18 protein-coding genes and 1 tRNA gene are annotated in these 24,658 nt (G+C 60.3%); 8 read left to right on the top strand and 11 right to left on the bottom strand.

All coding sequences use genetic code 11. The annotated features are described in order from the left end of the window. Positions 1-27: 27 nt before the first annotated feature. The 3 genes from QW863_RS15195 to QW863_RS15185 are packed head-to-tail and all read right to left on the bottom strand — an operon-like array spanning position 28 to position 2,505. Positions 28-387, bottom strand: coding sequence for a Rieske (2Fe-2S) protein (locus QW863_RS15195; protein WP_315715574.1), 360 nt, complete (start codon positions 385-387; stop codon positions 28-30). Then, entirely contained in the window at positions 371-1,324 is a 954-nt protein-coding gene (locus QW863_RS15190) for a VOC family protein (protein ID WP_315715573.1), read from the bottom strand. The genes QW863_RS15195 and QW863_RS15190 overlap by 17 nt, the downstream gene beginning before the upstream one ends. 23 nt (positions 1,325-1,347) lie before the next feature. Continuing rightward, complete coding sequence (locus QW863_RS15185; RefSeq protein ID WP_315715572.1) at positions 1,348-2,505, bottom strand: alpha/beta hydrolase family protein; 1,158 nt, start codon at positions 2,503-2,505, stop codon at positions 1,348-1,350. 145 nt (positions 2,506-2,650) lie between these two features. Between QW863_RS15185 and QW863_RS15180 the strand changes: the two genes are divergently transcribed. Next, the gene (locus tag QW863_RS15180; protein ID WP_315715571.1) at positions 2,651-3,559 is read left to right on the top strand and encodes a LysR family transcriptional regulator; all 909 of its coding nucleotides are present in this window, start codon (positions 2,651-2,653) and stop codon (positions 3,557-3,559) included. An 89-nt stretch (positions 3,560-3,648) separates the two neighbouring features. Here the strand turns inward: QW863_RS15180 and QW863_RS15175 are convergent, their stop codons facing one another. Further along, positions 3,649-4,632 carry a transporter gene (locus tag QW863_RS15175; protein ID WP_315715570.1) on the bottom strand — a complete coding sequence of 328 codons (984 nt, stop codon included), beginning with the start codon at positions 4,630-4,632 and terminating at the stop codon, positions 3,649-3,651. Positions 4,633-5,819: 1,187 nt separating this feature from the next. Here QW863_RS15175 and QW863_RS15170 point away from each other — a divergent pair. Both QW863_RS15170 and QW863_RS15165 read left to right on the top strand, forming a co-directional pair. Further along, a complete protein-coding gene (locus tag QW863_RS15170; protein WP_315715569.1) occupies positions 5,820-6,554 on the top strand; it encodes a LuxR family transcriptional regulator in 735 nt (244 codons plus the stop codon). A gap of 78 nt (positions 6,555-6,632) precedes the next feature. Then, entirely contained in the window at positions 6,633-7,403 is a 771-nt protein-coding gene (locus QW863_RS15165) for an acyl-homoserine-lactone synthase (RefSeq protein ID WP_315729380.1), read from the top strand. Positions 7,404-7,950: 547 nt separating this feature from the next. On the opposite strand, the gene QW863_RS15160 is transcribed toward QW863_RS15165, so the two are convergent. From QW863_RS15160 to hemA, 5 genes are read right to left on the bottom strand one after another with little or no spacing between them, the layout of a single operon-like run. Then, positions 7,951-8,910, bottom strand: coding sequence for a DMT family transporter (locus tag QW863_RS15160; RefSeq protein WP_315715567.1), 960 nt, complete (start codon positions 8,908-8,910; stop codon positions 7,951-7,953). An 18-nt stretch (positions 8,911-8,928) separates the two neighbouring features. After that, positions 8,929-11,364, bottom strand: a complete 2,436-nt coding sequence (locus QW863_RS15155) for a penicillin acylase family protein (RefSeq protein ID WP_315715566.1) — start codon at positions 11,362-11,364, stop codon at positions 8,929-8,931. Further along, the gene (locus tag QW863_RS15150) at positions 11,337-12,842 is read right to left on the bottom strand and encodes a hypothetical protein (protein WP_315715565.1); all 1,506 of its coding nucleotides are present in this window, start codon (positions 12,840-12,842) and stop codon (positions 11,337-11,339) included. The genes QW863_RS15155 and QW863_RS15150 overlap by 28 nt, the downstream gene beginning before the upstream one ends. Then, on the bottom strand, positions 12,839-14,377 hold the full coding sequence (locus tag QW863_RS15145) for a B12-binding domain-containing radical SAM protein (protein ID WP_315767931.1): 1,539 nt from the start codon (positions 14,375-14,377) through the stop codon (positions 12,839-12,841). The genes QW863_RS15150 and QW863_RS15145 overlap by 4 nt, the downstream gene beginning before the upstream one ends. A gap of 57 nt (positions 14,378-14,434) precedes the next feature. Then, positions 14,435-15,742 (bottom strand): 5-aminolevulinate synthase, encoded by a 1,308-nt coding sequence (hemA, locus tag QW863_RS15140; protein WP_315715800.1) that lies wholly within the window; start codon positions 15,740-15,742, stop codon positions 14,435-14,437. 517 nt (positions 15,743-16,259) lie between these two features. Between hemA and QW863_RS15135 the strand changes: the two genes are divergently transcribed. From QW863_RS15135 to QW863_RS15120, 4 genes are read left to right on the top strand one after another with little or no spacing between them, the layout of a single operon-like run. Beyond that, on the top strand, positions 16,260-17,069 hold the full coding sequence (locus QW863_RS15135; RefSeq protein ID WP_315715563.1) for a hypothetical protein: 810 nt from the start codon (positions 16,260-16,262) through the stop codon (positions 17,067-17,069). After that, entirely contained in the window at positions 17,066-17,974 is a 909-nt protein-coding gene (locus QW863_RS15130) for a DMT family transporter (RefSeq protein WP_315715562.1), read from the top strand. The genes QW863_RS15135 and QW863_RS15130 overlap by 4 nt, the downstream gene beginning before the upstream one ends. Then, a complete protein-coding gene (locus tag QW863_RS15125) occupies positions 17,971-19,422 on the top strand; it encodes an amidase (RefSeq protein WP_315715561.1) in 1,452 nt (483 codons plus the stop codon). Before QW863_RS15130 ends, QW863_RS15125 begins: the two co-directional genes overlap by 4 nt. A gap of 46 nt (positions 19,423-19,468) precedes the next feature. Continuing rightward, positions 19,469-20,656: an amidohydrolase gene (locus tag QW863_RS15120; protein ID WP_315715560.1), complete on the top strand. Its 1,188-nt coding sequence runs from the start codon at positions 19,469-19,471 to the stop codon at positions 20,654-20,656. A gap of 129 nt (positions 20,657-20,785) precedes the next feature. On the opposite strand, the gene QW863_RS15115 is transcribed toward QW863_RS15120, so the two are convergent. Together QW863_RS15115 and QW863_RS15110 are read right to left on the bottom strand one after the other, a co-directional pair. Next, the gene (locus QW863_RS15115; protein WP_315715559.1) at positions 20,786-21,253 is read right to left on the bottom strand and encodes a GNAT family N-acetyltransferase; all 468 of its coding nucleotides are present in this window, start codon (positions 21,251-21,253) and stop codon (positions 20,786-20,788) included. A 939-nt stretch (positions 21,254-22,192) separates the two neighbouring features. Further along, positions 22,193-22,267: transfer RNA gene (locus QW863_RS15110), tRNA-Gln, on the bottom strand. Positions 22,268-22,556: 289 nt separating this feature from the next. Between QW863_RS15110 and QW863_RS15105 the strand changes: the two genes are divergently transcribed. Further along, on the top strand, positions 22,557-24,335 hold the full coding sequence (locus QW863_RS15105; protein WP_315715558.1) for an acyl-CoA dehydrogenase: 1,779 nt from the start codon (positions 22,557-22,559) through the stop codon (positions 24,333-24,335). The last annotated feature ends 323 nt before the right edge of the window (positions 24,336-24,658 follow it).

Genomic DNA, 24,658 nt, shown 5'->3' with positions numbered 1-24,658 from the left:
CCTCTGCAGTCCGCCCTTGCGGGCATGTTATGACTTTACGAACAACTCGCCGTCGATGACGACGAGCTCGAGACGGCTCAACCGCTCGCCGCGGCACGGCCCCTGCACGCACAGCCCGGTGTCGGGCATGAACTCGGCGCCGTGCGCGTGACAGACGATACGCGTGCCGTCGGCGTTGAGATACGCATCCCTGCGCCAGGCCATCGGCGCACCGCCGATATGCGGACAGGCGTTGCGCCAGCCATGCAGCTGTCCGTGCCGGCGCACGACGAACAGGCTGTCCTGCCCCTCATCATCGGGATCGAAGCCGCGCGACTGCGCCTCGCCGATCTCATCGGCGCGGCACAGCCGGATCCATCGCGCCTCGGCCTCACGCGTAGTCGCCATTCTCGGGGATTCCGGGGCCGGGGTACCATTTCTTGCGCATCTTCATCAGGAAGGTCTGCGAATTGTCGGCGGATGCCGTCGCCTCGCGCGGCTGCCAGCTCGCATCGTGCTGGTCCATGTCGGCATCCATCTCGATGTGGCAGCCGAACGGGCTATTGAAGTACCAGAACCAGTTCGAGCCCAGGATGTGACGGCCGGGGCCCCAGAACGCCTGATAGCCCTTCTCGACGAAGCGATAGCCGTTGGTGATCATTTCCGAAGGACCACCGAAATGGAACGTGAAGTGCTCCACGCCGTGCATGTGCGGCGGCGCGCCGATCAGGAAATGGGTGTGATGGTCGAGCGAGCCGCCCGGCTGCAGGAACGGCCCGGTGCCGGTGAAGCGATCGGTGCAGCGGAAGCCGAGCCGGTTGACGTAGAACGCCTCGGCCTTCACCACGTCGGGCACGAAATAGACCACATGCGACAGCGAGCGCGGACGGATCACGCTGCCCGGCGGCGGCACGCCGAGGCTGTTGATCGGCCGGAACACCACGCCGCCCGGCGCATTCGAGATCTCGCTGGCCAGCAGGAACGGCCGCCGTGCCGTCAGTTGAAAGCCAATCACGAAGTCGGAATCGTCGGTCGACTCGATCGAGCCATCGGGCAGCCGCCGGACCTCGCGGTCGCGCCGCAGCTCGGCGGTGATCGCCCCCAGCGTCGCCTCGTCGGCGACGCCCATCACCGTCTTGCGCAGACGGCAGCCCGGCACGGGCGCCGGCGGCAGAGCCGGATCATCCTGCCGTGCGATCACCACGGCGGTGCCGTCGATCGCCTCGAAGCGGCCGCCGCGATCGGAGACGTCGACGGGCGTCAGCCCGTAATCGACCAGGAAGCGCGCCGCGCCTCTCACGTCGTCGACACCGAATATCAGGCTCTCCAGACCGACAATTTTCATAACTTTCCTCTCCACCTGCTGCTTCAGGCGATGTGTCCGTTCAATGTCTCTGCGACCCAGTCCGCGATGTAGTGGCCGGCATTGATGCTGTTGTCGAAGCTCGCATGCTGGGCGCCGCCTTCACGCGCGGTGAAGACCTTCAGCTCGCGCTTGGGCGAATTCACCAGTTGCTCATAGGTCCGCTCGGCCCAATGCAGCGGAATCTGCGAGTCCTTTTCGCCATGCGTCACCAGGAACGGCACCTTGATGCGGTCGAGAATGCCGTCGAGGTGAACCTGCTCGGCAATCCGCATGAAGTCGTCCTGATCTCTCGCACCCCACACCCAGCGCACATGCGCCCAGTAATGCGGGACCGGGAAATCACCTTCCTTCTGCAGGCGCCTCTTCTGCACGTCGCGCCAATCGTGATTGGCACCCCAGGCGACGCCGCAGGCAAAGCGCGGCTCGAAAGCCACCGCGCGCGGACAGTAGTAGCCACCGAGCGAGACGCCCTCGAGACCGATCCGCTTCGGGTCGACGTCGCTGCGGGTCTCCAGCCAGTCGACGACCCGGGACGCCCAATGCTCGCTGTCATGGCGCGCGGTGAGACCCTGCAGCCGGAGCGCCTCGCCCGATCCGGGCTGGTCGATCACGAGCGACGACACGCCCCGTCGGGCGAGCCAGGCGGGCAAGCCGACGCGGTATTTCATCTCCTTGGTCGAATCCAGGCCGTTGACCTGCACCAGCAGCGGCGCCGGCCCGTCGCGCCCTTCCGCGCGGACCATGAGACCGGCAATGTGGGAGCCTTCATAGGGAATCTCGACGCGCTCGCAGTTCTCCCGCGCCAGTGCAATGCCCTTGGCGAAGACGTCGAGACATCTGCGGTACAGCGCCAGCCGCCCCGGCGCCTCGTGCGCCTGCAGACGCTCGCAGGTGATCAAATAGCTCGCTGCGCGGCCATATTTCTCGCCGGCCGACAGCAGCCGCCCTTTCGCCTCGTCCTCGGACGCGAGCGCACAGAGCTTGTCTGCCATCCGCGCCCAGGTCTCGCGGAAGGCCTGGGTACCGTTGGCATCGGGCTGCCGGGCCGCCTCCTGCAGCGGCGCGCACATCTCTTCGATCTCGCCGATCCGCGCGCCCATCTCGATCGCGAGATCGACCGAGAGATTCCAGACATAGTTGGTCGGAAAATACTTGAACATGAATGCACTCGCGACGCGCGGCCCGGCCACGCGTCTTCCTCGACGTTCTTCCCGAGGTCTGGCATAGCCCCGTTTGACCATTTCGAAAAATTGATTAACAAGATTGATCGCATTGATCTCTTGAATACCTCGAGCGAGGCCGCCGATGCGCTTCAACAACAAGTTCGACCTCAATCTCCTGGTCGCGCTCGACCATCTGCTGCACCTGCGCAGCGTCAGCGGCGCCGCCGCGCGCATGAACATGACGCAGTCCGCGATGAGCAATGCCTTGCTGCGTCTGCGAACCTATTTCGATGACGAACTGCTGGTGAAGATCGGCCGCAAGATGGAGCTGACGCCGCGAGCGGAGACGCTGAAGGACTCGATCAGGGACCTTCTGGTGCGGGTCGACTGGGCCATCGCCTCGTCTGCCGAGTTCGATCCCGCGCAGTCCGACCGCTGCTTCAAGATCCTGGCGTCGGACTACACGCTGGTGACGCTGATCCCGCGGCTGCTGGCGCGCAGCGAGGCCCTTGCGCCCGGTATCCGCTTCGACTTCCTGCAGCAGGTGCAGCGGCCGGAGCGCGCGCTCGAGCGCGGCGACGTCGACCTGCTGATCATCCCGGAGGAATTCAGCTCCAAGCTGCACCCGTCCGAGGTGATCTTCGAGGACGACTTCTGCGTCATCGCGTGGAGCAAGGGAAAGTATGGCAAGGGCAAGCTGTCACGGCAGGATTTCGCCAAGTCGTCCCACGTCGTGATGCGGCCGGCGATCGCGGCGCAATCGCTCGAAACCTATTATCTGGAGCAGCGCAACACGAGCCGCAGCGAGGACGTTTCGGTCTACGCGTTCACCGCCATTCCGCATCTCGTTGCCGGGACGAACCGCCTTGCCACCGTGCACCGGCGGCTCGCCATCGCCGCCCAGCGCAGCCTTCCCATCCGCATCATCGAGCTGCCGATCGCGCTGCCGGCGCTGCGGCAGCGCGTGCAATGGCATCGCTACCGCTCCAACGATGCCGGCCTGCTGTGGCTGCGCACTCTGATCCGCGAGGTCGTCGCCGAGCTGCCCTGACCACCGTCGACCGGCACTGGCGATGGCGAACGGCCGGCGCGAGACGCCGGCCGCCTTCGTTGATGAGCGATCAATCCAGCTTGCGCGAGTCAGCGCTTGATCGGTCCGGCTCCGGGCGGCGGCGCGGGCACCCAGATCGGGAATGCCAGATTGGCCCAGACCGTATCGCCGCGGCTGCCGTTCTCGACGTAGAATGTATGCTGGTAGTTCACGTTGATCTGGAAGGGACCCGCATTATAGGTCAGCGACGGGCCTGCATTGATCGAGCGCAACCGGTTGCCGTCCTGCACCCCGGCGAAATTGAATGCCTTGACGCCGTTGATCTTGTCGTCCTGATACTGATGCGTATAGCCACCGACGACGCCGAGCTTCCAGGCGCCGATATTATAGCCCGCGTTGAAGTCGACCACCAGCGCATCACCGCTGCGGTACTGCTGGGTCAGCTGCGTGAAGGCGTTGACCGAATCGGTATTGGTGCCGTTGAGCAGCAGACGTGGCGAGACGGCGAATTCGAAGCCCTTCGGATCGGCATAGCGATAGGCGAGGACGGGCGAGATGGTGGTGTAGTTCGTGCCGACGTTGAGGGGCTGCCGCGCCGAATAGGTGCCGGTGTTGGGCATGATGTCCAGGCCGACCGTGAAGGTCTGCACGGGCGACAGCGCCCAGCTCAGAATGATCGGCGAGAAGGTCAGATTGGCAAGGCCGTTGGCCTGGAACGATCCGCCGGGATTGGTGCTTTCGAGATGGACGAAGGGCACCACGAGCTGCGAATAGACATGGGCGCCGAAAAAGTCGCCGGGATAACTGGCGAGAAACCGCATCGTCTCCGACACGGCGGAGAGCTTGAAGTCGATCGGCAGCTTTTTGCCCTGCCCGTCATACAGGCCGTTGGCGCTGGTGTAGCTGGTCTGGCTGATCGCAAACAGGCCCGGGATCGGCGGAAACGACGCAATGAACACGCCGGGCGAGCCCGCCGGATAGTTGGTGGCCGCGTTCTCGGCGGCCCACGCACCCTGGATCATCCCGGCCAACATCAACGCTGCGGAAGCGGACCGCTGCAGTCCTCTTGTCATGAATCCCCCCTTGGTGGCGCGTTTTCTACGAAACGAGCTTGCCCCCGACCGACCTCACGGCGACGCGCCCGCGCCCGACCGATCGCGTCATTGATGAGCGATCCCAGATCATTCGTAAAATTGATCGTTTTGATCCGAGCTATTCACAGTCTCGATGTGCCGGCCTCACGGGCGTCGATTGATGTCGCGCTCCTTGGTTCGAGCAGAGTGAGCAACCACGGGCACGTCACCGACGACATAATCGATCTCACCCAACCGTGTTGAAGATTGCCCGTACGAGGCCTGCAGTTCAGGCCTTGGATCAAACACAACCATCGATTGTTGGCGGCAGGCGCATAGGGCTCGAACCTAGGACCCGCTGGTCAAGAGGCATATGACTTGCCAGTAACTTCCATGGTCATTCCACCAATGACGATTTCATGACGTCGGGCCACGCTGCTGGATGAGAGGCCGCATGGCGGATTCAAAATCAGTTTGATGATGCAACGATATCAAAGCCATTTTGGCAAATCGTCGAGACGAACTGCCGCAATATCAATCGGTTGTTTGCCTTCTCAATGAACGCGTCGTATCCCGACGCGCGGCGCGATCGGTTCAGCAGGCCGGCTGTTCGCGTTGACGGCGAAAAAACGCTGCGCTTGCAGACCGCTTTTCAAGTGCTGGCTGGGTCAGTCTTCTCATCGTCAATCAATACGTGTATTCGCTGACACTCTCGTCTCCTACCCAGGACGTCGGGGCCGCCGGCTTCCGGCCGTTCATTGTCGTTCGGTCGCGTCTGACGGCAGCGAGAGCCCCAGCAGAGGAGCCGGTGAATGGGTTTCGCCACAGCCTCCTACATGTCTGCGGCCGATTACCAGGGCCGTACGGCAGACATTCGACGCACCGCCCTAACCAGATTGCCATTCAATCTGCAAAAAACCATTCCACGGAAACCAGAACGGTTGCATTCCTATACCGTCACTGCTAATCATCCGCAGAGGTTGTAGGGCATGTCGAGGAAACGACTCTCCAATTTTTTTGTGCACGACCGCGCGGGCCAGACGAGGAATTTCTGAACGGAACGTCGGGAGGAGGTGCGCTGGTTGAATGTGTGGCGACTCGCGAACCTCTAAGGTGACTGTCCGGACGAGAGATATCCGTCAGCTATCGGCAGTATCCTGACTACTTTGCGTTCGAGACAGAAGGCAATGTTTGAGATCCCTCAGGCCTATGGCGAAGCTATCGCTGATGCTACTAGCATCGACAGCCTACTCGAGCTGCTTCTAGCCTCCACTGAGCGCTTCGGAGTGACCGGCGTCTTTATCGCTGACCTGCCGAGCCGAATGGAAATCCTCGAGCCTCATATCCAGCTACGTGGCTGGAATGATGCCTGGATCAGATATTATAATGAGAGAAATTATGTCCATATAGACCCGATTGCCCAACTGCTTCGGGAAAGAGCGACGCCGTACGTCTGGAGCGAGGAGTGTGCGGTTCAGCCGCTCACCGCAAAACAACGAAAGCTCATGGACGAAGCAAGGGACGCAGGACTGATTGACGGCTTCACGGTCCCGATCCACGGTCCGCAAATGCGCACAACATGCGTATCGTTTGCGACGGGCGCCAAGCCGCTGCAGCGAAGCGATCGGCACAATCTTCATTTCATGGCGTTACTCAGTCATCAGCGTGTCGACCAAATGATACACGCGAAAAGACCTGCAACGGCGAAAGAGGAGCGAGCGTGCGTGCTCGCGCCGCGCGAACTGGAATGCCTACATTGGGCGATGCACGGCCTGAAATCCAAGGAAATCGCCTTTGAGGCTCGTCTTTCCAAGCGAACCGTCGATCAATATCTTCGCAACGCGATGTCGAAGCTTCGCGCCGGCAGCCGAACAGAGGCCGTCCGCATCGCGATATTGAATGGTTCGCTAAAGCCGGTATGAAGTAAATACTGTACTAGAACGGCATCGCCAATACTTCTGCAAAATGATCGGTTGGTCTCCCTACCCGAGGAGACCATGATGATATTTGCGTTCTACGAGGATTCAAAACTGGCGACGCCCAGCCTTATGGATGAAATCTACGATCTTAGATATAGGATCTTCGTGGAAGCGCTTGCGTGGTCAAGCCTTGTCAAGCCGGACCGGCGCGATCGGGACCAGTTTGATGGTGATCATGCGCTGCATGTAGTTGATATCCACGACGGACGGGTGATGGCGTACTCGCGGCTTCTTCCGACGACCAGGCCGCATCTCCTGTCGCACGTGTATCCGGAGCTGGTGCGGGGGCGATCATATCCGAAGGCGCCGGACATCTTCGAATGGACCCGTCTTTGCGCCAGGTCCGAGATCGCAGACGGTGACGTTCTAGCCTCGCGTCGACTGATGGTCGCCATAGCAGAGATATGTCAGTACCTCGGCATCACGGGTCTTATCGCGCAATCCAAACCGGGTTGGGTACGGCGGCTGAACCGGCTTGGATGGAATGCGCAACCACTCGCCGATCCCGTGGTCTTTGATGGGCGACCGACCCTTGCGTTGGAGGCGAGAGTCTCTGACCGTACGGTATCTACATCGCGCAAATGCTTGGGAATCGACACTGACATCTTAGACCAACCATCCCTCCGAGACCTCGCCGCTTCCAAAGCAAAACGTCACATCTGCGCAGGAGCGCTGCGCAGGACCGGGGTACTTCACGCACAGCGAGAGATTGTACCCGAGCCGTTGGATCTATGCTCCTTGCAGGTGGACGGCGCCAACCGCACCTACAGCGCGGCGATCCCGGTGACCTAACCAGCTCTGTCATTCCGGGCCCAAGTTGCCTTCTGGCTGTTGGATACAGCGAGCCGCCTGCAAGCACCTGCAGGCGGTAAGCCCCCGTCCAGGGACGAGAGCTCGGCAGTTCGAGTGCCGATCAGCAGCTTGCGGTCCGCCGCGCCAAGAGCGTGCCGAGCGAGGACCGTGCCGAGCCAGCGTTCGCGCTGAGAGCTGTGCGATCGACGATCGTCACCGCGGAATGGCTGGGAGCATTTGCCGATACGTCGCTCTCGGGCGACAGGAAGCGCGGGCTGACTGCGATTGTCGCACCGGACGGCAAGCCGGGCGCGATCGTCTCGGACAAAGTACCGAGCTCACCCGCAGCGTCATGATGAACCGGATGCAGAGATCCGCGACGAGTTCTTGAACGAAACGCTGTTCTTCGACCTTGCGGTCCGGCTCGCTGACAACAACAACCTGCAACCGCATTCATCCAGCACAGCAATTCGCCCAGCCACTATTGCGGAACGCACATCAAGAGCCGCATTGCTAACCGGCGCCCCACCTCGCGGGATACGACCTCTCACACCGACTTTCGACAGAAGTATACCCCCGTGAGAACCAATCCAACCGCAGCAAAAATGCTCGTCGAAAGCTGCTCTCCCAGAAAGATCACGGCTATCAAGAGTGATACGATCGGCTGCCCGAACTGCAGAGGCGCAATCGCCGAGACGCCTCCCTTGTCCAAAGCCCAGAACCATGCGGCGAATCCGATCAAGGTGCAAAAGACCGCAAGAAAGAACAGGGCCCCTCCTCCGACGACCGTCACCCCGGAGAACGCCTCCAGGACAGAGGGCAACAGCGGCGTCACAAGAGCAGCACCGAAGATGATCGACCATGCCGTCGCTCCGAACAGGCCAATTCGCGCAGATGCGCGAGCGCCTGCCACATATCCAATGCTGACCGTAATGGTGCCGATGAGAACGATGATGTCGCCCACCATTGTTCCACTGCCGAAGACATCGCCGTTCGAACGAGCGCCGATCAGAAACGTCTCACCACACAATGCCATCGCGCTTCCGATCAGCCAAAGAGTGCGGGGAAATGTCCGGGACAGCACATGCTGGATGATGGATGTAAACACCGGAGCGCAAGCCAAGATGAGAGCCGCGTGCGAAGTCGACGTTCGCGAGAAGCCCAGACCCTGCAGAAAGAACGAGCCACCGAACCCGATCACACCGTTGATCGCGACGGCGATCCAACCTCCCCTATCGGTCGGAAGCGGCGGCCGAAGCAGGAGAACCATTGGTAGGAGGAACATCGCGGCCAGGAGAAGTCTGGACGGCCCGATCAACGATGAGGGCATGTCATGGGCGACCAGTACCGTCGCGGCCGGAGTCGTTCCCCAAAACATGACTGCGATCAGCCCCGAAACATAGGGACCGGATCGACTGGATCCTGACTCAACCGGCGGCAACGGCGCGCCCGAGGAATCGGCTTCCGTATCACCCGATTTGACCAAAGATGCTTCCTCGACCGCCATGTGACTGCCCTGTCAGCCCTACGGAATAAATCTCATGAGAGTCGCGCCTTCACGCTGCAAGGCCAACTCATCGCCAGCCAGCGTGATCGACTCGCCTTCGTTCCAAAGCGGCGTCAGGTTTCCGTAAAAGCGCGAGAAGATATGCCCAGATTGGCCGGTCGCGGTCATGAAGCGGGACCGATCCGGATCGCCGAGATCATATAGGGCTCTAAATGTCGGAACGTGTTTCCGCTCGAACGGGCGATCATGGTGCGGCTGCAGAGCACCTCCGCTGTTGAGCGTATACAGGTCCCCGCCACTTCCGACGCCAAGCTCGCTCAATGACCTGAAGATCGGTATCCGCGAGTAGAAGACGTGCGAAAGCGTCGAGATGTGCTCGTCTCCCCACCGCCATTTCGTCAGGTCAGATCCCCGGCGCCTCGAGAGCAGCGCCATAGCTTCTTCGAGAGCCCGCGTCAGACATGCACGACATTCCAGATCCGTCTCTTCGCCCGAAGCGCACCATTTGGGATGCTCCAGGATAAGCTTCCTGAGGAGCGAAGCCGCACATGGCCCGACATACTCAAGCTTCACCTTCGCCTTGTCATCGATCAGCATTCGTCGGAGCGCCTGCATCCACCCGTTGAAAATGAGCGGTTCTGCCCAGTCCTTGTGCATCGTGCCGTCCCACTTCGAGAGCAGCGCGAGGGCTTGCCGTCCCAGTGGACTGGACGGGGTTGCTCGAAGCAAAATCGGCAGAAGATCCTGAGCGGCGAGAGATAGAATGTCGGCCTGCATTTCGGCAGATGTTTCCAGCGAGTGCAATCTGATGTTGTCGAAAAACTGCTGGACTCTTTGCGTCCGATACGGCTCTTCCCAATCGCATCCCATAAAGACATCGTGCCCACACCAGGCCGGTCGACCATTCGCATTATGGATATAGCCACAGGCCGGATTGAACGAGTGCGGCATCTGCTCGAACGGAACGTAGCCTGACCAGTCTGCATCACCTGTTGATCCCGCCGCGGGATGCAGGCCATATTCCGACTTGCGCACTGGGACCCGCCCGAGACTCATGACTCCGATATTGCCGGCGACGTCGGCGTAGAACATATTCTGCGCAGGCGTTTCGTACAGCCGCAGACTATCCTTGAATTCCTCCCAATTCCGCGCCCGATTGAGCTTCAGAAACGCCTCGGCAGTGCGGTCACAATCTCCGAGCCCGCTGAAGGATAGCGCGATGACGCCATCGCTGCCCGCCAGCGCGGCAAGACGCGGGACAGCATCGGATAGCACCGGGCCATGCCGCGACTTGCGGATGGTGAATTTGACGTCGGGCCGACCTCGGACTCGGATCGTCTCTTCATGTCTGTCAAATGCGTGAGAGCCAGCCTGCGCAAGATATTTGGTCGGATCCGCCGGATCCAGAGTTTCCACGAACAGATCCTGAACGTCGGACATCGCCGCCGTGGTTCCCCAGGCGATGCTCTCGTTCTGTCCAAGCAGGATCATCGGTACGCCCGGTACTCCGGCTCCCTTCACCCATCCTTCGGGGGTGACGATCCGGCATAAAAACCAGAGCACCGGCGACGACACGTCAAGATGCGGATCGTTCGCGAGGAGCGGATGGCCGCTCGTGGTACGCTCGCCGGCGACGACCCAAGCATTTGAAGCGCCATTGGCCAATCCGAGCAACGCTCCCATCTTGTCTGAAAAGTCGGATTGTCCGCGCGAGCCACCAGACCCACCCGATACCAATGGTCCGGTCTTGCCCCGCATGGGATCGGGATAGAACGGGCCGGCATCGACCGTTCCGATTCTGCTGGTCAACTCGGCTCGATTCAGCTCGGCGAGATAGTTCCGGCTCATTTGCCAAGCCATGAGCTTGCCCCACGCGACTGAATCAATGGGAGACCATGGCTCCGGCCGGATTCTCAACCAGACCATCTCAAACGGCAGTTTGCTTCGGTGGGTCGACAAGAATGCATTGACGCCGTCCGCATAGGCCGAAAGCGTGGATTGAGTTTCCGGCGCAAGCGCGGCAAAGCTGGTCTTGGCCAGTTGGTAGAGACCTAGAACACGAATGATTTTGTCTGTGTCGACGAAATCCGCCCCGAAGATTTCGGAAAGTCGCCCCTGTCCAGCACGTCGGTGAATTTCCATCTGAAACAGTCGCTCGCTTGCGTGCAGGTAACCCAGGCACCGTGCGGCATCCTGAAAATTCTCCGAGAAGATATGGGGAACGCCATGCTTGTCGTGATAGATCCTGACCTCGTGCTTCAACCCGGCAAGCCTGCGTTCACCTGATCGCCTTGGCATCGCGCGCACGAAGATCGTCGCAACCAGCGCCAGTCCGAAAAGAAAACACGGCCCCACAACGCATAGCGTCCCTGTCACCACCGCGGCTGTGAAAGCAGGCATCGAAAATGAGTTGTTCAGCACGAACATCAGTTCGAGACGGCCGCCAAGCGCCACGTCGCCTCCACGTTCTTCTCTGACGGGGCGATATCGAGGCGAAGGCTCGGATCTCCCATCAGCAGGATCGGCTCATCGCCCAGGCACTCCTCGCGGACCAATCGGACTGATTGTCCGATCGCATAGCCAACCTTGAGAAATTCTGAAATGGCCGCTACGGCAGCTCGGCATATCCTGGCGGGCACGATGAGAAAATGATACGGGCCAATCGCGACGACGGTCATTTCTGGTCCACCGGCGAGGCTCCACAAACCTGGGCCGAGCCCACGACCGCACGCGCCTGTCGGCGCCTCGTACGACACAAGACCCGCCGGATGGACCGCGATCGCCACTCGTGTTGGTCCAATGAAGTTCAGATACGAGCCGAGCAACGTCGACGAGAGAGCCGGCAGGTCCGCGGCGGTCAGGAGCCCGATAGCGCATCGGCGTTGCGCTGCCGATAAAACCGCCGTCGACAGCGCCCGATCAGCCGGTCCGATAATGGCAGTCACGCTCGATACGGACGGTGGGCAGAGAGAGGGCAGTTCCCCCCAATCGTTCAACTCGACCAGACGCTTGCAGGTCAGGACAGCGTATAATCGCGCCAAGACCAACGCCTCCGAGTCGACAAGAACCGCCACCAGGGTCTTGGACGAAAACCGAGCATTCAGATGCGCGAACCGACTGCTCGCGGTGATGGTCGTGCGATCCGGGCAGGCAGGGCGAGTGGGAGATGCTGTTGAAGTTGCCGAAAAGAATTCATCGTCATCTGACCGCACCTCGACTGTCCTCAGATGACGCGTAAACGCCTCATCGTGCGGCAGGTCGATCACCCGGTCGGGACGAGCCAGATACGGCAGATGCCCAGGGATCAGATCCTTTTCGAGAAGGGTCTCGAAAGTCGCCCCGAATGCCGACGCGGTGTCACACCGATGAAACACGGTGTCGAACACCCATGTCAGATCGCTCTCGGTCCACGGTTCAAAATGAGCCGCCGCGCGTTCTGAAAGACTCTCCTCCGCCGCTGCATTGACACCAATGTCGTAGCGCATCGGTGTCCAGTCGCAGACAAATCCTGGCTTCTTGAACTTTCCTCCGATGGGAACGCACCCCATCGCCTGATACATCATCAGATTTGCGTCGGACGAATCCGCCCTGATTGACCTGATCCCATTTCGCTTCATGAGCAGAATAATGGCTCCGAACAACAGCCGCAGATGCGCTTTCCGGCGGTATTGCGCCGCGAGGCATAGGTAGCTGACATAGTACTCCTGCCAATCTCGGATGTAGGCAAGACGAACAGCACCTATCAAACGGTTGCCCGCAAGCAAAACGACATTCTTCGAATACCAATCGAAAATGACGTCGTGATAGGATCGCTCCTGAATCCCAAGCTCATCGCAGAACACCTCGCCCCGCAGAGACCTAAGCGCGGCAAAATCGTCGGGGCGTCCGAAGCGCAGCTTGATATCATTCGTGACGTCGGCCTCGTCCGTCATGACGGAACCCCTGTCGGAAACACCTTGTCGATGTCGACGGAGCCATATTTCTTGTCCGCTACCGCGTCACCGCTGCAGCTTCCGCGCCGCATATCAACCCATGGAAGTGTCGGACGTTCGCCCCCGCTTCGCTCTACGTAGCCGTAGTGCTTGTAAGACGTGTAGACGCGAAGAAAGTAGATCCAGAATGACGGGACGTTACAAATGAATTTGAACAGACCTATGCGCCGGATCTGCTCGAGTGGCGGTCTCTGGACCTTGAGCAGCATCTTCCCATAGAGATGGCAGAACTCCTTGATATCGAGCCTTGTGGGGAGCACGGCGTGCTGAAAATCGTAGTACGTCGGGTTCTTGTAAATGAGCGCGTCTTCGTTCTTGGCGTAGTCTGTCGTCCCCGGCATCGGCGTCGCGACAGTGATGTTCGGGATATCGACTTTTCGGCTGCGGATGTAGCTCGTCAAGTTTTCGAACTGTTCTCTTTTGTAGTCGACACCGACGATAAACAGGCCTTCGATCAAGACTTCATGCTTCTTGAGAATCTCGATGGCCCTGTCGTTGTGCGCCACGGAGCTGCCCTTTTCCATGGCACCGAGCTCGGAATCGGAATAGCTCTCCAGACCCATCCGAAGGCGCTTGAGCCCACCCCGCGACCACAGCGCGACCAAGCTCGGGTCTCTGACAATCGCGTCCGCCCGACTGTAGAACAAGTACTCCTTCTTGACGCCCGCCCGAAGGATCGCTTCACCAATGGCGTGCGCCCGGCGCCCGTCCCCGAAGAAGTGGTCGTCTGTAAATATGACATACGGCTCCTCGATCGTCTTGAGGTACTCGACGATGTATTCCGGGCTCCACGTTAGATACTTTCCGAGGTTCGGCCGCCACAAGTTGCAGAACGAGCATCTTGCGGGACATCCCATGGACGTCCTCAGGGCAGCAACCGGCTTCCACCAGAGGTGATAGTATCTGCCCTTATACTTGCCGAGGATGCTTCGGTCCGGGAGGGGGAGGCTGTCGAGATCGAAGGACTTCGGAACGACCGCCTTGCCGTTCGAGAAGAATTTGCCGTTGTCCTGCCAGGCAACGCCTGCCAGATCAGCTACGTTACGCTCGCTTTCCCGGCAGCGCAGGATCAGATCCCGGAAAGAGAGATAAGCCTCTCCCATCATGACGTAGTCAATGTTGGGGTCCGCAAAGTCGGACGGACTTAGGCTAGCATGATGCCCCCCTACCGCAACGATGATCGAAGGGTCGATCTGCTTGACCAGCGCCGCCTGCATCCGCACGAGGTCGACATGCATCGTCCAAGACGTGAATCCGACGAAGTTTGGACGCAGGCGCCTTATCGTCTCGAGCAGGGCCAACGGGCGGCGATCAAGGCGCTGATCCAGCAGAGAAATGTCCACCTCATCCTTGTCCAGCATGGACGCCAGCACTTCGTACTGGATGGGTTCAACAATATAGATCCGGTCGTCTGCCAGATGAATTGGATGATAGTGCTGCGTTACGAACAGGATCTTGTACTTGGAATGCGTCATGTATCCGCCCTCGCCATGCCTGATGCCGCATCATCACGACGCGCGGTGCGTCCGCCTTTACTCCGCCGGAACCGACCGCTGATTCGTCATGTCTTTCGGATTGACCGCGTCGTCCGTCATGCCAACGATCGGAGATCGCGCGGCCCGTTCATCGTACGGAAGCTCGAGAGACGCCCAGACATCAGAGAGAGCGGCGACCAGCAGGTCGATGTGCGCGTCTCGATGGGCCGGTGTCGGAGTCAGACGAAGCCGCTCCGTGCCCTTGCTCACAGTCGGATAATTTATGGGCTGAACATATATCCTGTGTCGTTCCAACAGCATCTGGCTCGCGGCGGTACATTTCTGCGCGTCGCCTACCACGACCGGGATGATATGCGATTCATTGGCCATGACCGGCAGGCGCGCGGCCTGAAGCGCACGCCGGACCCTGCGCGTCACCGCTTGCTGTTGGTCGCGTTCGGCCTTGGACCGGCGCAGATGCCGTACCGCCGCCGTTGCGCTCGCGGCGACGTGTGGCGGTATCGTCGACGTGAAGATGAACGACGGCGCATAGCTTCGGATTGAATCGACGATCGATGCATTTGCGGCGACATAGCCGCCAAGCGATCCGAACCCTTTGGCGAGCGTACCTTGAATGATGTCGATCCGATCTGCGAGGCCGTCTCGATCGCAAATGCCCCCACCTTGAGGTCCATACAGCCCCACGGCATGAACTTCGTCGATGTAGGTCATGGCACCGTACCGTTCAGCGAGAGCAGCGATCCCGCCGATGGGCGCAATACTGCCGCTCATCGAATAGAGACTTTCAAATACGATGAGTTTTGCGCGATTGCGGGGCTCCGCGGCAAGCAGCTGCTCAAGATGCCTCACGTCGTTATGACGCCAGATCTTCTTCTCGCATCTCGAGCGGCTGATACCCTCAATGATCGAGTTATGGTTGTCCGCGTCTGAAAATATCACGCAGTCCGGCAACAGAGTCCCGATGGTGGAGATTGCTGCGAAGTTCGATACCCAGCCTGACGTGAAGACGAGCGCCGCCTCCTTTCCATGCAGACTGGCCAGCTCCTGCTCCAACTCTACGATTTTTTGGTGCGTGCCGGAGATGTTCCTTGTTCCTCCCGCGCCCGTGCCAAAGCTCCGGGACGCTTCCGTGGACGCTTCGATCACATCCGGATGCAGGCCCATGCAGAGATAGTCATTGGAGCACCAGACGGTGACGGGCTGTGGTGCTCGTGTCTCGCCCGGCGGTCGCCAGAGCGCAGTCGGCGCAGTCTCGGGATTGCGCACCAGAGTGGCAAATGTCCGATATCGCCTTTCCTCACGAAGAGCGTCGATCGCCCGGACAAATATGCCTTCATAATTCATCATCGCTGATTCCACTCTATTGAGCGAACACATCGTCGGTGAAGTCGAGGTGGCTTGAGATAGAGCTCCGAGCGGCGGTGGATGACACGGTGATTAGCAGGCAAGCAGCGCCGCGGCGAACGGCACCGACGATGAACGCCGAACAGGCGGCGTGACGTAGGGAGGATGTCCGTCGAAGACGCACTCCTTAACTTTGTGACACGATACTGAACGTCAGGGAGCCGCGTCGAACATTCGCAATATCGCGCCGCATCCTGCTTGGCTCTCGCTCACCGACGCCATCCTTTGTGATTTGTCGCCTTCAACGCGAAGCAGAGCGAGCCCAATGCCCTGTCGTCCATAGCTACCGACGACCACCGCGGGCGGCCATATCCGAAAAATACGGTATCGATACTTCCATGGCCCACAGGCACCGTACAGAACGACGGAGGCAGTCGCGACGCGCGCGATGCATAGCCGCACGTCCTCGGGCAGGGGGATCCGCCCTGGCTCTTTCAGCAGCGAACTTGAGGTTGCAATGAATCTGTCAGCAAACTGCACGCCCACAGACACCGAGCTGCGCCTAGCCAGTCACATTGGCGGCCTGTCGCAAGCCGCCATCGATCAGCTGTCACAAACGTTCAGGAGCAATCACGTCGCTGTCATCGATCAGCTTCTTCCGAAGGATATGGTCGAAGCGCTCACCAGCGAAGCCAATATCCTGCTCGACCGGGAGTCGAAGCGGCGAAAGCTGACCATCAAGGAAAGCGGCAACACACCAAGAGCCTACAGCAGCGTCGGGCGTGACGCTATTTGTCAACATGACGGGATTATTCCGGCCATCTTCAATAGCGACGCGGTTCTCTCCTTCCTCCGGAAGCTCGCCGGTGAGAACATTGAACGGGTTCCTTACCGACCCGAGGAGTATATCATCAACAGCCAGTGCGAGCCTGGCGACACCCATGGATGGCATTGGGACGATTATGCCTATGCCCTCATTTTTGTCATTGAGGCTCCAGATCCGCTCATCGGGGGACGCGTCGAGTACCTCTCGAACGTCGAATGGCAGAAAGGCTCGACTGAGCCATACCTCCGGCGGGTCCTGCAAGACAACGTCGTTCGGTCTCTCTACGTCAACAGCGGACATTGCTATTTTATGAAGGCGAATACGACACTGCATCGTGTGGCGCCCCTGACGGGATCTACCAAGAGAACCGTTGTGGTCCTGACGTTTGCGTCGCCGGAAGACATGGTGTCGGATTCCATAACGCACAACTCGATGGAAGACATCTATCCAGACGATACCAGGTCTGATGACGCAACAGTCGAGACGGCTAACGTCGAATGACGGTCGGCGTCGAAGTTGCCGGGCTTGGAACCGCTGCGTGCCTGGCGATCAGTAGCCTCATTGCCGCTGACGTCAGTCGCACCACAGGTGTTTTCGAGTTCACGAAGACGCGAATGATCTTCGCGTCTTTTTTCATGCTACCGGTGCTGTTCATCGCCGATGTTCCGCTTCGCGTGAGTGTCGCGGACGCGCTGACGCTCGCGGCATCGAGCCTCATTGGAATTGTGGTCGGCGACCTGTCTCTCATTGCCGCCATCAGCAAAATAGGGCCGAAGAAGACCAGCATCATATTCTCGTCCAACGTCGTTATCGGCGCCGTGCTGGAGGCTGCCATCTATCACAAGAGGACCACGATAGAGGCGGGAGTTGGTATTCTTCTTGTACTGACTGGGGCGTTGATTGTCATTGCCTTCAGAGGAGGCGCCGGCGCTCCCCTGAATGGACATCTCAACGCCGAACGTCAGAACACGGGCGTCGCATTGGCGGTTCTTGCAGCCGGATGCCAGGCGATCGGCACGCTGATCTCGACTCCCGTCGTAACGGCGGGAACGTCGCCCATCATGGCGACGACAATACGGTTCTGCGCAGCGTCCCTATTGTTTGTCATCATGGGCCGGGCCCGCAGCGACGACATCAGGACAGACGCCAGCTCAGCTACCGTTTACGCCAAGATCGTTGTGAGTGCGCTCGTTGGAATGTGCGGCGGCCTGACGCTTCTTATGCTGGCGATCACGAGCGGAAAAATCGCAATATCGATGACATACGCGTCCTCGACGCCGCTGGTGCTCCTGCTTCTGCTCTGGCTTACGCGGGGTGAGAGACCGAATGCAAGTTCGCTCCTGGGCGCAATCACGGCCGTGGCGGGCACCGCTTTACTCATCTTCGAAGGGGCACACCAGCGATGAACGCCTTGCTCGACTATTCGGCTGTTGAGATCGTGTCCCTGCTTAGACGCGGTGACGTGACTCCGCATGATTGCCTTGATGCCGTGGAACAGCGCGTCGGCGAGGTCAACTCGACCGTCAACGCCCTGCCGACGCTCTGCTTCGATAGGGCGCATGATCGTGCATCAAAATTGATGCAGAAGCCTCGCGACGAGCGCGGCCAACTGTCTGGCCTGCCGCTGGTCATCAAGGACCTTCAGAAAGTGTCCGGGGTTCGATCGACGGCCGGATCTCTCATATATAGCGATCATGTTCCAGCCTTCACTGATGCGGTCGTCCAGCACATCGAGGATGAAGGGGGACTTGTATTTGGAAAATCCAACGTCCCTGAACTCGGCGTTGGATTCAATTCTCTGAATCCGGTCTTTGACCCGTGTTTGAACCCGTGGAACGTCAAATATTCGCCGGGGGGATCATCTTCCGGTTCGGCTGCTGCTCTAGCGTTGAATATGACGTGGCTTGCTCATGGCTCTGACATGGGGGGATCCTTGCGCATTCCCGCGAGCTTTTGTGGCGTTGTTGGGATGAGGCCGTCGCCAGGGCGGGTCGCGATGGCTAACCGCGCATCCGTTGATCAGACGCTAGCCGTCCAAGGCCCCATGGCGCGAAACGTCGTCGATCTTGCAATGTTCCTTGACGCCATGTCGGGCGAGACCCACAGGGATCTGCTTTCCAAACCACGTCCATTGCGGTCGTTTGCCAGCGCGGCTGAAGTCCAGAAGTTGCCGAAGCGAGTCGCCTTCTCTGCTGATCTGAACATCGGCCCTGTGGACCCCGAAGTCGCTTGCATCGTGCAAAATGCCGCGGCGCGACTTCAGGCCAATGGCGTCGTCGTGGATCAGGGGTCTCCGAATCTAGATGGTGTCCAGCGATGTTTTCGAGTGATGCGTGCTTACGTATTGGCGTGCAGCCTTGGTAGCGTCCTGAGGAAGCAGGGTACGCTGGTGAGATCAACCGATATCAGGGAGAACGTGACCGAGGGGCTGCAGCTGACGATCGACCAGATGCTTGAAGCCGAACAGGCGCGGGTTCGCATCGTGCAGCATGTGGCTGATTTCTTCGAAACATATGATCTCTTGATATGTCCGTCGACAATCGTGCCAGCTCATCCGATCGATCAGCCGACCGTAGTTGAATGTGCAGGCCATGTATTCGATGGCTATTTCGACTGGACAGCGTTGACCTACGTTGCGGCCGTGGCCGGTCTTCCTGCGTTGTCGCTGCCTTGCGGTATGACGCGGTCGGGTCTTCCAGTAGGACTGCAGGTGATCGGGCCGACAAATGGCGACCACGACGTCATTTCCTGTGCGGCCGCCCTGGAGGACATGCTGTCGTTTCACCAACTCGCTCCTGTTCGTGGAAGGTCGGAGGCAATGGCCTTGTCCGAGAACATCCAGAAGCTGGCGTAGCGGGTCGCAGCGACGAGGACGCCCGCTTCGAGACGAAGGAGATGATATGTCATTGCGTGACGCACTGCAGCCAGGCACTCTCGATCAAGCGATACGCATCCGCAGGGCGCTGCATTCGATTCCGGAGTTAGGGTACAAGGAGCTCAAGACGTCGGCGATGGTTGTGGAGTGTCTGCAAGCGCTCGGTGCCGACGAGATACAGACCGGGATCGGCGGAACCGGCGTGGTCGGCATCATTCGCGGCATCAAAGGGACTGGCACCAGAAAGTATGTGGGGTTGAGGGCAGAGTTGGACGGCCTGGAATTGACGGAGCAGACGGGTCTTGCTTGGCAGTCGCAGAACAGCGGCTGCATGCATGCGTGTGGTCACGACGGCCACATGGCCATTCTGCTCGCCACCGCACGAGAGCTTTCAGCGAACCGTGAGTTTTCCGGAACCGTATGTTGCATCTTCCAGCCCGCTGAGGAGGGGGGAGCGGGTGCAAAAGCGATGATCGAAGATGGATTGCTTGAGAGATTCCCGCTCAGCTCGATCTATGCAATTCATAATGCGCCATGGCTTCCAATCGGAAAGATCGCCATCAATAGCGGGGCGGTGATGGCCGCGGCGGACCGAATCGAAATCTCCGTCCTTGGAGCGGGTGGCCATGGCGGAATTCCCCACCAGACGAGGGATCCGATCGTTGCCACCGCAAACATCATTTCGATGCTGCAAAACGTCGTATCGCGCTATGTGGATCCCGCGGAGGCTGCCGTCATATCTATCGGAGGCATTCACGGCGGAAGCCCTCTCAAGGGCAGCATGATTCCCGATCGGGTCGACTGTGTCGGCACGGTTCGTACATATTGTACGGACGTTCAATCGACTATTGAGAAGAAGATCCGAGATATCGTGGACCACGTCTGCGATGCCCATGATTTGACGGGATTGGTGACCTACAAGAAGCTCTATCCAGCCACGATCAATCATGCGGACCGCGCTGCTCTCGTGACCGGCGTTGCAGACAGCTTGCTTGATCAAGACGACATCCTGAGCAACGTTCGTCCGAGCATGGCCGGAGAGGACTTTTCCTTCTTTCTACAAAAGGTCCCGGGAGCATATTGCTTGATTGGTCAGGGGGCGGACGGTGCTGCCAGCCTGCACAGCCCCTCATATGATTTCGACGATCGCAATATCGAGCGTGCCGCGCTGCTGTTGAAGCGCATAGCCCTTAGGGAACTGGCGTCCACTTGATGCTCCTCAAATAGGCCGCCTGCGGCCGCTGCGCAGAAGAGCGAATACCGCGCAACGACCAAGACAATGACAGAGTCCAACATCGGCACCAAAGTGCAGGCAGATGCCTGTGGGACATTCAGCAGGTTGCTAGAGGTCGCGCTGCATGAATATGCTCAGCGGGTCAATGCCGTAACCGCCAAACGGCGGAATTTCGAAGAAGCCGTTCTTTCGATACAATGCTATCGCGGAATGCTGCAGGTACCCGGTTTCCAAACGAATACAAGATAGCCCTGCCCCTCGCGAGGCCTGCACGATCGTATCCAGCAGATCTTGCGCGACCCCCAGCCCCCTATAGGCAGGATCTACATACATGCGTTTCAACTCACCATAGTCAGGTGACAAGACGAGGGCCGTGCAGCCAATCACCCTGTCGTTGATCTGAGCGACGAAGAAAAGAGTATCGTCCTTCGCCAACTCATTCACATCGATCAAGTGGTTGCTTTCTTGCGGGTAAAGCAACGCATAATATTCGTCTGCGTCTCTGAGCATACGGACGACATCTGCGTGAAAGGGATTTCCCTTCGCGATCTCGACGCCTCCACCCTGCTTGTTCATCTCCAGCAACTCCATTGCACGCACATCGATGTATGACGATGATATCTTTCATGTCGTAGCAAGGATAGCGAACTACGCCGAAAAAGATAGAACGGGCACGAAGAATCTAGGATCTGTTACCAAGATCTCGCCAAGCCAAGGCAGGCGACTCTCTCGTCATCGCTCAAGCCCCGGCTCATCACCCGTGAGGCCATAGCCGCTTGCATCTGCGCTTCCCTCAACGTCTTCGATCAGATGGTGCAGGCAGGAAGTATGCCGAAGCCCGCACTCATTGGCGCTCGCCGAAGAGCATGGAACGTCCGAGAGCTTGATTGTGCCAATGATCGGCTGCCTTCGGATGACAGTGATTCTGACAGCGACGAGACGTGGAGTGATGCCGATGCCAAAATCGAAAGGGCATCCCCGATCCAAAGGCTTCTGTAGCGCGCGTCGGCTCGGTTGATTGGCTTTTCCGCGAATATGCGCAGACAAAGGCATGTCTTGAAAAGGTCTCGAAGCGCTCGCGACCCGGCTACGAGCACAGCATGCAAGCCATCTGCGACGTGCGCAACAAAGGAGGCGAGCGCATCGGGTGCTTGCCGATCAAGAGTATCACCCCGCGTGCCGCTGATAAGCTCTACGAAATGTTCATCAGGATGACGCGGGCGAGAGCACACTCTTTCGGCGCGGCGAGAAATTCGTTGGCCTGTGCCGCAAGGCATGGCGCGTGGTTCGTCGACTGTACCCGGCCGAATTCGCCAGGGATATCCCGAATCCTTGGCCCGGAGTAACGCCGGCTACGCCAAGCGCACGGCTCCGCGCATCCTTGCGGCAGCACGCAAACGACGAGCGCACGTTTTGGCGAACACAACGCAAACAGAGTTTCGGAATGCGGCGCCTGGCGAGGTTCAGAACAACAAAATCGTAAAGATATAAGATACCGACTGGGCTCCGGAAATCTGGCTGGGGCGGGAGGGATCGAACCTCCGAATGGCGGAATCAAAATCCGCTGCCTTACCGCTTGGCTACGCCCCATCAGGCCCGGCGGATCGGCATGGCGCGCGGGCGCCATGCGATTCCGGATCGGCGCCCGTGGTCTACAGAGCGCGCCGGCCCATTTCAACCGCTGCGCCGCAGGAAATTTGCGCGGGCTCCGGGTGATCCGCCGCGCTCGCCGATTCGTCAATCTGAACAAGCCTTTACCCTGTCCCGCCGGGGCCGCCGCGGCCGCCCGCCGCAGCGCCACGCGAAAAAGTTGAGACCCGGCCGGTTTCATGGGATGACGGCGGCCAAACCGGCCAATTTCGACCCCTGAGGACACGCCATGACCTATCGCGCCCCGCTCAACGACATGCTGCTCGCCCTCAACCATGGCGCCGGGCTGAAGGCGGCGGTCGAGGCCGGCCATTACGGCGATTTCGACCCCGACATCACCGCCGCCGTGCTCGAGGAAGCCGGCAAGTTCGCCACCGACGTGCTCGCCCCGCTCAACCAGATCGGCGACAGGAACGGCGTCAAGCTCGCCGACAAGAAGGTCACCACCGCGCCGGGCTGGCCGGATGCCTACAAGCGCTGGACCGAGGCCGGCTGGAACGCGGTGTCCGGCCCCGAGGCGCATGGCGGCCAGGGCCTGCCGCTCGCCATCAACGCCGCCTGCACCGAGATCTGGAGCGCGGCCAACGTCGCCTTCGGCCTGTGCCCGCTGCTGACCTTGTCGGCCATCGAGGCGCTCGATGCCCATGGCAGCAAGGAGCTGAAGGACATCTATCTCGGCAAGCTGATCTCCGGCGAATGGACCGGCACGATGCAACTGACCGAGCCGCAGGCCGGCTCCGACGTCGGCGCCTTGCGTACCCGCGCCGAGCGGGCCGCGGACGGCAGCTACCGCATCACCGGAGCCAAGATCTTCATCACCTATGGCGACCACGACATGACCGACAACATCGTGCATTTCGTGCTCGCGCGGCTGCCGGACGCGCCGGCCGGCACCAAGGGCATCTCGCTGTTCCTGATCCCGAAATTCCTCGTCGATGCCGACGGCTCGCTCGGCGCCCGCAACGACATCTACGCCACCGGCGTCGAGCACAAGCTCGGCATGCACGCCTCGCCGACCTGCACCATGACGATGGGCGACAATGGCGGCGCCATCGGCTATCTCATCGGCGAAGAAAACGCCGGCATGCGCTGCATGTTCACGATGATGAACCAGGCGCGGCTCGGAGTCGGCCTCGAAGGCGTCGGCGTCGCCGATCGCGCCTATCAGCAGGCGCTCGCCTACGCGCAGGACCGCCGCCAAGGCCGCGCCGTCGGCAGCAAAGGCACCGGCTCGGACGCGATCATCGCCCATCCCGACGTCAAGCGCATGCTGATGCAGATGCGCGTCCTGACCGCCGCGTCGCGCTCGATCTGCTACGCGACCGCCGTGGCGCTCGACGTCGCCGTGCGCGCCAAGGATCCCGCCGTGCGCGCCGAGGCGGCCGCGCGCGGCGCGCTGCTGACGCCGATCGCCAAGGCGTTCTCCACCGACATCGGCAACGAGGTCGCCTATCTCGGCGTGCAGATCCATGGCGGCATGGGCTTCATCGAGGAGACCGGCGCCGCGCAGCACTATCGCGACGCGCGCATCACCGCGATCTACGAGGGCACCAACGGCATCCAGGCGATCGACCTCGTCACCCGCAAACTGGGTGCGAACGGCGGCGCCTCGGTGTTCAAGCTGCTCGACGAGCTCACCGACATCGTCCGCCGCGTCGAGGCCTCCAACGATCCGGCGTTCGGCACGACAGGCGCCAAGCTGCGCGACGCGCTCGGCGCGCTCGACCGCTCCAGCCGCTGGCTGTTGGAGAAGCTGGCGACAGCCCCGAACGACGCGCTTGCCGGCGCCACGCCGTACTTGCGCCTGTTCGGTTCGGCGCTCGGCGGCTGCATGCTGGCCAACGAGGCGCTCGCCGCGCGCAGCGAGAGCGAGACCGTCGGCGCCCGTCACGTGGCGCTGGCACGGTTCTTCGCCGAGACGTTTGCCGTGCAGGCGCCGTCCCTGGAAAAGACCGTCACCGACGGCGCCGATGCGGTGCTCGGCGCCGAGGCCGTGCTGGTGGCGTGAGTTCGACTCGGTCGTGACAGCGCAGCTTTGACGTCCTTACATCATGGCTGATCACCGGGCTCCCACCCTCCCCTGGAGGGAGAGGGTCGCCTCACGAGGAGCGCAGCGAAACGTGAGGCGGGGTGGGGTGATGTCTCCACACGCACCCGTGCCGGTGGAGACATCACCCCACCCCGCTCGCCCGCTTCGCGCGCGATCGACCCTCCCCCTCCAGGGGAGGGTGAGCACCGGCCATGTAGCATCGTGTGATCCACAATCTCAAACAGCATGTCACGATCAGCTCGGAGCGTAGCTCGGCATGAGCATCCGCGCTCTCGCGACGC

The organism is Bradyrhizobium sp. SZCCHNR1017, from assembly GCF_032381375.1.
Classification (GTDB): Bacteria; Pseudomonadota; Alphaproteobacteria; order Rhizobiales; family Xanthobacteraceae; genus Bradyrhizobium.
The sequence above is the reverse complement of the archived record's forward strand: the minus strand, read 5'-3'. Positions and strand labels throughout refer to the sequence as shown.

Coding starts and splice junctions, on each gene's coding strand:
- QW863_RS15125 (WP_315715561.1), top strand. CDS start 17,971: ATGAACGCCTTGCTCGACTATTCGGCTGTTGAGATCGTGTCCCTGCTT.
- QW863_RS15150 (WP_315715565.1), bottom strand. CDS start 12,842: ATGACGGACGAGGCCGACGTCACGAATGATATCAAGCTGCGCTTCGGA.
- QW863_RS15175 (WP_315715570.1), bottom strand. CDS start 4,632: ATGACAAGAGGACTGCAGCGGTCCGCTTCCGCAGCGTTGATGTTGGCC.
- QW863_RS15170 (WP_315715569.1), top strand. CDS start 5,820: ATGTTTGAGATCCCTCAGGCCTATGGCGAAGCTATCGCTGATGCTACT.
- QW863_RS15135 (WP_315715563.1), top strand. CDS start 16,260: ATGAATCTGTCAGCAAACTGCACGCCCACAGACACCGAGCTGCGCCTA.
- QW863_RS15180 (WP_315715571.1), top strand. CDS start 2,651: ATGCGCTTCAACAACAAGTTCGACCTCAATCTCCTGGTCGCGCTCGAC.
- QW863_RS15185 (WP_315715572.1), bottom strand. CDS start 2,505: ATGTTCAAGTATTTTCCGACCAACTATGTCTGGAATCTCTCGGTCGAT.
- QW863_RS15130 (WP_315715562.1), top strand. CDS start 17,066: ATGACGGTCGGCGTCGAAGTTGCCGGGCTTGGAACCGCTGCGTGCCTG.
- QW863_RS15105 (WP_315715558.1), top strand. CDS start 22,557: ATGACCTATCGCGCCCCGCTCAACGACATGCTGCTCGCCCTCAACCAT.
- hemA (WP_315715800.1), bottom strand. CDS start 15,742: ATGAATTATGAAGGCATATTTGTCCGGGCGATCGACGCTCTTCGTGAG.
- QW863_RS15120 (WP_315715560.1), top strand. CDS start 19,469: ATGTCATTGCGTGACGCACTGCAGCCAGGCACTCTCGATCAAGCGATA.
- QW863_RS15115 (WP_315715559.1), bottom strand. CDS start 21,253: ATGAACAAGCAGGGTGGAGGCGTCGAGATCGCGAAGGGAAATCCCTTT.
- QW863_RS15195 (WP_315715574.1), bottom strand. CDS start 387: ATGGCGACTACGCGTGAGGCCGAGGCGCGATGGATCCGGCTGTGCCGC.
- QW863_RS15190 (WP_315715573.1), bottom strand. CDS start 1,324: ATGAAAATTGTCGGTCTGGAGAGCCTGATATTCGGTGTCGACGACGTG.
- QW863_RS15165 (WP_315729380.1), top strand. CDS start 6,633: ATGATATTTGCGTTCTACGAGGATTCAAAACTGGCGACGCCCAGCCTT.
- QW863_RS15160 (WP_315715567.1), bottom strand. CDS start 8,910: ATGGCGGTCGAGGAAGCATCTTTGGTCAAATCGGGTGATACGGAAGCC.
- QW863_RS15145 (WP_315767931.1), bottom strand. CDS start 14,377: ATGACGCATTCCAAGTACAAGATCCTGTTCGTAACGCAGCACTATCAT.